The organism is Actinomyces oris (assembly GCF_001937445.1).
Classification (GTDB): Bacteria; Actinomycetota; Actinomycetes; order Actinomycetales; family Actinomycetaceae; genus Actinomyces; species Actinomyces acetigenes.
The window spans coordinates 84314-93043 of the sequence record NZ_MSKS01000042.1; the positions used below are offsets into that span (position 1 = coordinate 84314).

The window sequence follows — 8730 nt, forward strand, 5'->3', positions numbered from 1 at the left end:
GGTGGCACCACGATCGTCTCGTCGTTCCACGTGTTGAATATAAACGGAGAGAATCTGAGGAAATGGGGCTGATCGGTCGATATATCAACGGAGAAGTCCTGGATCGTTCCGACAGTAACCCGTACGACGCTTGTACGGTGGCTGTGACGACGCGGAAGACATCCGCCGTCTCCTGAGATGTACGGAGGTAATCTCATGTCATCCGCTGCCACGACTGAGGGGGCGGCCTCCCGACGCGCTCGCCTCATCGGCAAGGGGTGGATCCAGGGCGTTGCTCTGGTCATGCTCTTCGGATTCACTGTCATGGGCCTGCTGGCCTACCGCACCTACACCAATTCCATGCCTCAACCCCAGAAGGTGGTCACCGAGAGCGGCGAGACCCTCTTCACGACACAGGACATCACCGAGGGGCAGAAGCTCTTCCAGGCCAGAGGTCTCATGGAGTACGGCTCCATCCTGGGGCACGGCGGCTACCTCGGTCCCGACTTCACCGCCGAGTACCTTCGCATGGAGGCCACCAGCGTCAAGGAACAGCTCGCCTCCCAGGGGGTCGCCGATCCGGCGGCCGCCACCAAGAAGATGATGCGGACCAACCGCTACGACCCCTCCACGGGAACCCTGGTGTGGACCGATGAGCAGGTCAAGGCCTACAACGAGGCCGTCAGCCACTACACCACGATGTTCGGGCCCGATGCCCGCAGCCACGGCCTCAAGCCGGATCTCATCACCGATCCCGTCCAGGTCAAGCAGGTGACGGCCTTCTTCGGCTGGACCGCCTGGGGCTCGTCCGCGCAGCGTCCGGGCCACGACTACTCCTACACGAACAACTGGCCCGCCGAGTCCCTGGTCGGCAACGCGCCCACCGGCGACCTCATGATCTGGTCGGTCCTGTCGCTGATCGTCCTCATCGGTGGAACCGGGGCCATGTTCGCCATCTACGGCCGCTGGAGCCAGAAGATCGGCTGGCACTCCGAGGAGGCCCCGGCCCTGTCCTTCCGACAGCCCGAGGAGGTTGGGCTGACCAAGTCGCAGCGGGTGGTGGCCTGGTACGTCTTCACCATCGCCGCCCTCTTCCTCGTCCAGACGCTCCTGGGAGCCCTGGCCGAGCACTACCGGGCCGACGTGCTGTCCTTCTTCGGCTTCGACCTGGGCCGGCTCCTGCCCTTCTCCCTGGCGCGCACCTGGCACGTCCAGCTCTCCTTGTTCTGGACCGCCATCGGGCTGCTCGCAGCCGGTCTGTTCCTGACCCCGTTCATCGCCAGACGTGAGCCGAAGAAGCAGCACGTGCTGGTGTGGACTCTGTTCATCGCGGCCACGGTCGTCGTCGTCCTGTCCTGCCTGGCGGAGGGGGCCAGCCAGCACGGCCTGAGCTGGGCCAAGGGGCCGCTGTTCGCCCAGCAGTGGGAGTACCTCGACCTTCCCTTCGTCTTCCAGGTGCTGCTCACCGTGGCCCTGTTCGTCTGGGTGTTCATCATCTGGCGCGCCATGCGCTCGCGCCTGAGCAATGAGCACGTGGCCAACATGCCCTGGCTGTTCATGTTCGCCGCCCTGGCGATCCCCGCCTTCTACGCCGTGGGGATGATGGCGCGCACCGGAACCCACGTCACCGTCGCCGAGTTCTGGCGCTTCTGGGTGGTGCACCTGTGGGTTGAGGACTTCCTCGAGCTGTTCACCACCGTCATGGTCGCCTACGTCTTCGTCCTGCTGGGCGTTGTCCGCGAGAGGATCGCACTGGGCATCATCTTCATGGACATCATCCTGTACTCCGCCGGCGGCGTCATCGGCACCATGCACCACCTCTACTTCTCCGGCACGCCGGTGGAGCACATGGCGCTGGGCGCCTTCTTCTCAGCCGCCGAGGTGATCCCCCTGACCTTCCTGACGGTGGAGGCCTGGGCCTTCATGCAGCTGGGCGCCAACCGCCACGGCAAGGAGGCCGGTCCCTTCCCGCACCGCTGGGCCGTCATGTTCCTCATGGCCGTCGGCTTCTGGAACTTCCTGGGGGCCGGTGTCTTCGGCTTCCTGGTCAACCTGCCCATCGTGTCCTACTACGAGATTGGGACCGCGCTGACAGCCAACCACGCGCATGCTTCCATGATGGGCGTCTACGGCTTCATGGCGCTGGCGCTGGGGATGTTCGCCCTGCGCTACCTGGTGCCGGTCGACAAGTGGCCCGAGAAGCTCGCCAAGATCTCCTTCTGGAGCCTTAACATCGGTCTGGCCTGGATGTGCTTCGCCACCCTGCTGCCGCTGGGCATCCTCCAGCTGCGCTACTCGGTGGGCACGGGCTACTTCGAGGCTCGACAGCTCACCTACGTCACCAACTCGGTCAACACGATCATCGAGTGGGGGCGGATGCCCGGAGACCTCATCTTCATCCTCGGCGGAGTCCTGCCCTACCTCTACATCGCCTTCCTGGGACTGAGGAACTGGCGCCGTGGACGGACGGTGGACACCTTCGCTGAGGACGCCCTTTATGAGGAGATCCCGGGTGGGCGCAAGGCCTGGCACGGTGAGCGTGCGGAGCTGAACGACTGATGGACTCGCCCGACCTGAGCGTGTGGCTCATCGCCGCCTACGCGCTCATCATGCTGGCCGCTGCGTGGGCCGTGGACGTCCTCGGCTCGCGTAGCGCCCGGCACTCGATGTCCTGGCGGCACTCGGACTTCATGTACCACGACGACGTCGACGGCTGGAGATGCCACGAGGACCAGTGGCTGTGGCCCACCGCCTTCGACCCGGACAAGCGCGTCATCCGCTACGAGGGTGCCCACGCGATCTGCGGGCGCTGCCCGTCCAAGGACAGCTGCTCACCCACCCCCGGCCCGCGGGAGATCACCCGGCCCGTCGACCCGTGGCCCTACTCCGACGCCGGACGCTTCCACCGCGGCGTGGGTCTGGTCATCGCCTGCGTCGGTGTCTTCATCCCGATGCTGCTTATGGTGGCCTTTCACGACACCGGAGACCTCATCGTCCTGGGTACGACGACCGTCGTCGTCATCGTCGTCGGAGTCCTGCCGCTGGCCCGTCATCTGTGGAGCACCCCTGACAACGCGCCCGCCCACCTGCCCCACGTCGGCTCGCAGGAGTACCGGGAGGCCGAGGCGGCTCGTCGCTCGGCGAGCGCTGGTCCCGTCCCCGTGTCGATCAGCACACGCCCCTCGGGCTACCGCTCAGTGCGTGAGGCGGCTGAGGCGATCGCCGCCGCTCAGGCGCGTGCGGCCGCCACGGGGCGCACCGTGCATGTCTCCTTCCTCGCCGACTCCGACGGTGCCAGGAAGGCGGACGGCGGGTCTGCTGCTTCCGCGGAGCCGGAGCTGCGTCGCGTCACCGCCCTGCGTACCCGTAAGCGAGTCCCGGTCGCCATGGCCGAGCCCGGGTCGGATGGCTCCCGCGGCGGGGCCCGGCGCTCATGGTCCTCGGCGTGGAATGAGGCCACCGACACCACAAGCAGATGATTCGACCCCAGCCCTGAGCCACCTCGACCCATCTTCCTGAAGGATCCTCCATGACTACTTCCACCACCGCCATCGTGGCCCTGGCCGTCCTCGTCCTGCTCGCTCTGGTCCTCTCGCTCAAGATCATCACCCAGTACGAACGGGGCATTGTGTTCAGGCTGGGGCGCCTGCGACCCGTCTACGAGCCCGGCCTGCACCTGGTCGTCCCCTTCCTTGAGCGCCTGGTACGGGTCGACACCCGAGTGGTCACCCTGACCATCCCTCCCCAGGAAGTCATCACGGAGGACAACGTTCCAGCGCGCGTCAACGCCGTCGTCCTGTTCAACGTCACCGACCCGGTCAAAGCCGTCATGGCAGTGGAGAACTATGCGATCGCCACCTCCCAGATCGCGCAGACCACACTGAGGTCCGTTCTCGGGCGGGTCGACCTGGACACCGTGCTCGCCCACCGCAGCGCCCTGAACGCCGACCTGCGCGACATCATTGAGAAGCTCACCGAGCCCTGGGGCGTGGAGGTCAGCGTCGTCGAGATCAAGGACGTCGAGATTCCCGAGCAGATGCAGCGGGCCATGGCCCGTGGAGCTGAGGCCGAGCGTGAGCGCCGCGCCAAGATCATCAACGCCCGCGGTGAGCTCCAGGCCTCTGAGGAGCTGCGCCAGGCGGCGGACACGCTCTCGAAGTCACCGGCCTCCCTCCAGCTGCGCTACCTGCAGACCCTCCTGGAGCTCGGTGCCGACCAGAACTCCACGGTCGTCTTCCCCCTGCCGATGGACATCATCGGACCGCTCCTGGAGCGCTTCGGCCCCCAGGCCGGCCTGCCGGAGGCTAACGAGGACGAGGATGGCGAATGAGCTGGCGCACTGCGTCGCCGATGAAGACCGCGACCGCCGCCCACACCAGCACCATGGCCGCCCAGCGGGCCGGAGAGATTCGCTCATGGAAGGCTCCCCAGGCCAGCAGGAACTGGATGGTCGGAGCGATGTACTGACTCATCCCCACCACCGACAACGGCACGCGCCTGGTTCCGGCGGCGAAGAGCAGCAGGGGCACCGCCGTGACCGGGCCGGCCACCACGAGCAGCGCCATCATCGGCCAGCCCTGACCAGGAGCCTGCCAGGCCGACTGACCCTGCCAAGCCATGTGGCCCAGGTAGGCGAGCGCGGCGGGAGTCACGACGGCGCTCTCCACCGTCAGCCCGGTCAGAGCGTCCACATCAGGCCCGAGCTGCTTCTTGACCAGCCCGTACAGGGCGAAGGAGAAGGCCAGCGCCAGGGAGATCCACGGCAGCGAGCCCTGAAGCAGCACGAGAAGGGCCACTCCGGCGCCCGCCAGCGCGATCGAGACCCGGTGCGCGGGGCGCAACCGCTCATGCAGCACCAGTGAGGCCAGGGCCACCGTCACCAACGGGTTGATGAAGTAGCCCAGGGCGGCGTCGGCCGTGCGCGCGCTGTTGACGCCGTAGACGTAGACGAGCCAGTTGACCGAGACCAGCAGCCCACAGACGGCCAGCATCCCCAGCAGGCGCGGTGAGCGCACCACGTGGACCAGGTGCGCCCAGCGGTGCCGCAGCGCGGTGAGCATCAGGCAGGTCACGAGCGTCCAGAGGATCCGGTGACCGATGATCTCCACGCTGCCGGCGGCCGAGAGGAGGTGGAAGTAGAGGGGGAAGACGCCCCACAGGGTGTAGCAGCCGATGACCAGAGCCATCCCAGTGCTATCGAGCGTCCCTGACGCCGAGGTCGCCGCGGCGTCAGGAAGGGCCGGTGGCGTAGCGGTGGGGCCGTTTTTCGAGGAGGATGCACCGGGGGAGGAGCTCATTGTGATCTGTTCCTGATCCGTTCGCGCTCGGGGATGGCTGCAGTGACCGTGTCGCCGCTCCGCGTAGCATAGTGAGGCGCACTGGACCGCCTCGGAAGGGTTCGCTCTTTCTCGGGCGAGGACGGCGCGCCGATCGGTCCCGATCGCTCAGCCCCGGGCTTTACAGGCCCGGACCCCGCACGTGAAGGAGCTCCGCCATGGCCGACGCCGCCCGCGCCCGCAAGGTCGCCGACCGTATTCACGAGACGGTGGCCCGTCTCCTTCAGGGGCGCATCAAGGATCCGCGCCTGGGCTTCGTCACCATCACCGATGTCCGTGTCACCGGGGACCTCCAGCAGGCCACTGTCTTCTACACCGTCTACGGCAGCGATGAGGAGCGGGAGGGGACGGCCAAGGCGCTGCGCTCAGCCAAGGGACTCATCCGTTCCGAGGTCGGCAAGGCGCTGGGTATCCGCCTGACCCCCTCACTGTCCTTCCAGCTCGATGCCCTTCCCACCACCGCCAAGACCCTGGAGGACGCCCTGGCTCAGGCCCGGGTGCGTGACGCCCAGATCGCCAAGGTCGCCGAGGGGGCCACCTACGCCGGTGATGCCGACCCCTACCGCCACGATGAGGAGGATGAGGAGGCCGAGGACGGCGACCGTGAGGCCGAGGAGGCCGACCAGGAATCCGCAACGGACGCCGAGGACCTGTGACGGCCTCCGAGCGGTTAGAACCGGTGCACAGGATGGGCCCCGATAGCGGCCACGAACACGCACGTCGTCGCCCCGACGTCCCCCGCGGCGCGGTCACGGCCGCCGACGGGGTCCTCGTGGTGGACAAGCCCCAGGGGCTGACCAGCCACGACGTCGTCGGCGCCACCCGCCGCCTGGCCGCCACCCGCAAGGTGGGGCACGCCGGCACCCTCGACCCCATGGCCACCGGCCTGCTGCTGCTGGGCATCGGGCGCGCCACCCGCTTCCTCACCTACCTGGTGGGGGCCGACAAGACCTACGAGGCCACCGTTCGCCTTGGGGCGGAGACCACGACGGAGGACGCTGACGGGAAGATCACCGCGACCCGCGGCTGCCGGATCGAGGACCTGCCCGAGGACCGCCTCCAGGAGGCGCTCACCGCCCTGACCGGGCCGATCCAGCAGGTGCCCAGCGCCGTCTCCGCCATCAAGGTCGACGGCGTGCGAGCCTACCAACGCATCCGTGACGGGCAGGATGTCGAGCTGCGGGCCAGACCCGTCACCATCCACGAGCTGCGCCTGACCGGAGAGCCCCGCAAGGCGATCGTCGACGGTGACGGCGCCTGGGGCGACGGCTCAGGGACGGTGGAGGCTGTTGACATCGACATCCTGGTCTCCTGCTCGTCGGGCACCTACGTGCGCGCCCTGGCCCGCGACCTGGGGCGGGCACTGGGCTGCGGGGCTCATCTGACCGCGCTGCGGCGCACCGCAGTCGGCCCCTTCGATATCGACGAGGCCCACACCCTGGCGGACCTGTCCGCCCAGGTCGAGGCCGACGCCTCGGCCCCCGAGCCTCACGGGGTCACCACGGTCCCGTTGGAGGAGGTCGCCCGGCGCTGCTTCGAGCGGCTGGTCCTCAGCCAGGACGAGGCGCGCGCACTGCGCTACGGCCAGCCCCTTGACGCCGCGGTCCTGAAGCGGGCCGAGGCACCCGAGACCCGGCGGCCGCAGGCCTCCCCGGGGGCGGCTGAGCAGCGTGTCGTGGCCGGATTCGCCCCCGGTGGGCGCCTCGTGGCACTGTTGAGGCACCAGGGTCCGCGTGCGCGCCCGGTGCTGGTCCTGGACCCGGCCTGAGACGCGTACACGGGCTACCGGCCAGTCCGGCGCGAGCACACCCGATGAGCACCATTTCGTGAGGAGACATGATGAGCCAGACCGGTGGATGCCGCTGCGGATGCGGCGGGCACGGCAAGCGCAATGAGCAGGACGAGCGGGCCGCCGCTCCCGCAGTCGCCCAGCCGGTGGGTGAGGGCTACCGGCCCGAGCCCGCGCAGACCTCCTCGGAGGCCATCGACGCCGTCGCCATCGCCTCAGCGGTGACGACGGCGCTGGGGGCGGGGGCGCCGCAGGGTGTCACCCCCGGGCACAAGGCCGGCAACCTGCTGGGGCTGCGCGACGTCTCCGCGCCCACCTCGAGCGGCGGCGGCTGCGGCTGCGGGGGCCACTGAGGAGGCCACTGACCCGGCCCCGTCACACGCTGTGGCGCTGGAGGGCCTCGGTGACCGTCGTCAGGCGTGCGGGGCCGTCAGCCTCCTCGTATCGTCCCAGGAGCAGGTCCTCCGTGATCTGCCCGTCCACGAGCACCAGGACCCGGTCCGCCCGGGCCGCCACCTGGGAGTCGTGGGTGACCATGACCAGAGTCGTCCCCGAGGCGTGAATCTCCCCGAGCAGGTCGAGGATCTGCAGGGCGGTGGTGGAGTTGAGCGCACCGGTGGGCTCATCGGCGAAGACGATCCCGGGGTCGTTGATGAGGGCCCGGCAGATGCCGGCGCGCTGCAGCTGGCCGCCGGAGACCTCGGTGACGCCGCTGGCGGCCAGGTCGGCGATCCCCATGCGCTCCATGAGCTCCTCTCCACGCGACGTGACCTCTGAGCGCGGACGCAGACCCGCCAGGAACCCGGGCAGGACGATGTTGTCCAGCAGGCACAGGGTGGTCATGAGGTGCGCCTGCTGGAAGACGAATCCGAAGCGCGTCAGTCGCAGTGCCGCCAGCTCCTTCTCATTCAGGCTCGTGATCTCCTGGCCGCCCAGGAGCACCGAGCCGGCATCGGGCTGGTCCATACCGCTCAGGCAGTGCAGGAGGGTGGACTTCCCGGACCCGGAGGGCCCCATGATGGCGACGAACTGCCCCTGCTCGACCTCCAGGTCGAGGTCTCGCAGGACGGGGGAGTGGTAGCTCTTGGACAGGTGCCGGGCCCGCAGGACCGGTTGTCCGGCTCCCGCGGTCACGGCCGGTCCCGTGGCCGCTGAGCCGGTGCGCAATGAGGAGCCCGCTGGGGTGGAGGCGCGCATTCTGTCTCTCCTTACTCGCTGGTGGTCAGGGGCATGGTGCGCAGGCGTCTGAGGGCCAGGGCGACGGCGCCGACGACGGTGGCCAGCAGTGCCCCCGGCAGGACGAGTCCCACCAGCCACCAGTTGGGAAGGAGCTGAAGGTCCGGGGCTCCGCGCGAGGCCATGACCGTCCCGATCGTGGGACTGCCCAGAGTGGAGGCACCTAGATGATTGATTCCAAGGGGTGTGGGTCGGTGTGGGGGCTTGGGGTGTCAAGCCCCGGGTTTTGTGGAGGCTGGTTTATCTGGTTCCGGTGGTTGCCGGTTGTGATTGTTCCTGGCGGTGGTGGTCGTGGTGGGTGTCGGGCGCCCAGGCGGCTTCGTGCTCGGCGGTGGTTCGCATCCCGATGGCGGAGTGTGGCCGGGTGGTGCCCGTACCAGTGGACCCACT

9 protein-coding genes are annotated in these 8730 nt (G+C 68.5%); 6 read left to right on the forward strand and 3 right to left on the reverse strand.

The features are described from left to right. Positions 1–195 precede the first annotated feature (195 nt). Genes BKH20_RS11070 through BKH20_RS11080 form a run of 3 tightly spaced genes read left to right on the forward strand, consistent with a single transcriptional unit; the run spans position 196 to position 4309 of the window. A complete protein-coding gene (locus BKH20_RS11070) occupies positions 196–2538 on the forward strand; it encodes a nitric-oxide reductase large subunit (RefSeq protein ID WP_075391102.1) in 2343 nt (780 codons plus the stop codon). Next, positions 2538–3458, forward strand: coding sequence for a hypothetical protein (locus BKH20_RS11075; protein ID WP_075391103.1), 921 nt, complete (start codon positions 2538–2540; stop codon positions 3456–3458). Before BKH20_RS11070 ends, BKH20_RS11075 begins: the two co-directional genes overlap by 1 nt. A gap of 50 nt (positions 3459–3508) precedes the next feature. After that, positions 3509–4309, forward strand: coding sequence for a slipin family protein (locus BKH20_RS11080; RefSeq protein WP_075391104.1), 801 nt, complete (start codon positions 3509–3511; stop codon positions 4307–4309). Here BKH20_RS11080 and rarD read toward each other — a convergent pair. Next, positions 4284–5276 carry an EamA family transporter RarD gene (gene rarD, locus BKH20_RS11085; RefSeq protein ID WP_075391105.1) on the reverse strand — a complete coding sequence of 331 codons (993 nt, stop codon included), beginning with the start codon at positions 5274–5276 and terminating at the stop codon, positions 4284–4286. The two genes, BKH20_RS11080 and rarD, sit on opposite strands and share 26 nt — an antisense overlap. Positions 5277–5473: 197 nt before the next feature. On the opposite strand from rarD, the gene rbfA reads away from it, so the two are divergent. From rbfA to BKH20_RS11100, 3 genes are all read left to right on the forward strand, one after another. Next, positions 5474–5971: a 30S ribosome-binding factor RbfA gene (gene rbfA, locus BKH20_RS11090; RefSeq protein ID WP_075391106.1), complete on the forward strand. Its 498-nt coding sequence runs from the start codon at positions 5474–5476 to the stop codon at positions 5969–5971. Positions 5972–6003: 32 nt separating this feature from the next. After that, the gene (gene truB / locus BKH20_RS11095) at positions 6004–7083 is read left to right on the forward strand and encodes a tRNA pseudouridine(55) synthase TruB (RefSeq protein ID WP_075391107.1); all 1080 of its coding nucleotides are present in this window, start codon (positions 6004–6006) and stop codon (positions 7081–7083) included. Positions 7084–7154: 71 nt separating this feature from the next. After that, positions 7155–7457 (forward strand): hypothetical protein, encoded by a 303-nt coding sequence (locus BKH20_RS11100; protein ID WP_075372771.1) that lies wholly within the window; start codon positions 7155–7157, stop codon positions 7455–7457. A 22-nt stretch (positions 7458–7479) separates the two neighbouring features. On the opposite strand, the gene BKH20_RS11105 is transcribed toward BKH20_RS11100, so the two are convergent. Together BKH20_RS11105 and BKH20_RS11110 are read right to left on the reverse strand one after the other, a co-directional pair. Beyond that, positions 7480–8301 (reverse strand): ABC transporter ATP-binding protein, encoded by an 822-nt coding sequence (locus tag BKH20_RS11105; RefSeq protein WP_075391108.1) that lies wholly within the window; start codon positions 8299–8301, stop codon positions 7480–7482. An 11-nt stretch (positions 8302–8312) separates the two neighbouring features. Further along, positions 8313–8465 (reverse strand): hypothetical protein, encoded by a 153-nt coding sequence (locus BKH20_RS11110; protein WP_256693155.1) that lies wholly within the window; start codon positions 8463–8465, stop codon positions 8313–8315. Positions 8466–8730 lie beyond the last annotated feature (265 nt).

Excerpts from the sequence above, each read along its gene's own strand:
- BKH20_RS11070 (WP_075391102.1), top strand. The coding sequence starts at position 196 with ATGTCATCCGCTGCCACGACTGAGGGGGCGGCCTCCCGACGCGCTCGC.
- BKH20_RS11075 (WP_075391103.1), top strand. The coding sequence starts at position 2,538 with ATGGACTCGCCCGACCTGAGCGTGTGGCTCATCGCCGCCTACGCGCTC.
- BKH20_RS11080 (WP_075391104.1), top strand. The coding sequence starts at position 3,509 with ATGACTACTTCCACCACCGCCATCGTGGCCCTGGCCGTCCTCGTCCTG.
- rarD (WP_075391105.1), bottom strand. The coding sequence starts at position 5,276 with ATGAGCTCCTCCCCCGGTGCATCCTCCTCGAAAAACGGCCCCACCGCT.
- rbfA (WP_075391106.1), top strand. The coding sequence starts at position 5,474 with ATGGCCGACGCCGCCCGCGCCCGCAAGGTCGCCGACCGTATTCACGAG.
- truB (WP_075391107.1), top strand. The coding sequence starts at position 6,004 with ATGGGCCCCGATAGCGGCCACGAACACGCACGTCGTCGCCCCGACGTC.
- BKH20_RS11100 (WP_075372771.1), top strand. The coding sequence starts at position 7,155 with ATGAGCCAGACCGGTGGATGCCGCTGCGGATGCGGCGGGCACGGCAAG.
- BKH20_RS11105 (WP_075391108.1), bottom strand. The coding sequence starts at position 8,301 with ATGCGCGCCTCCACCCCAGCGGGCTCCTCATTGCGCACCGGCTCAGCG.
- BKH20_RS11110 (WP_256693155.1), bottom strand. The coding sequence starts at position 8,465 with ATGGCCTCGCGCGGAGCCCCGGACCTTCAGCTCCTTCCCAACTGGTGG.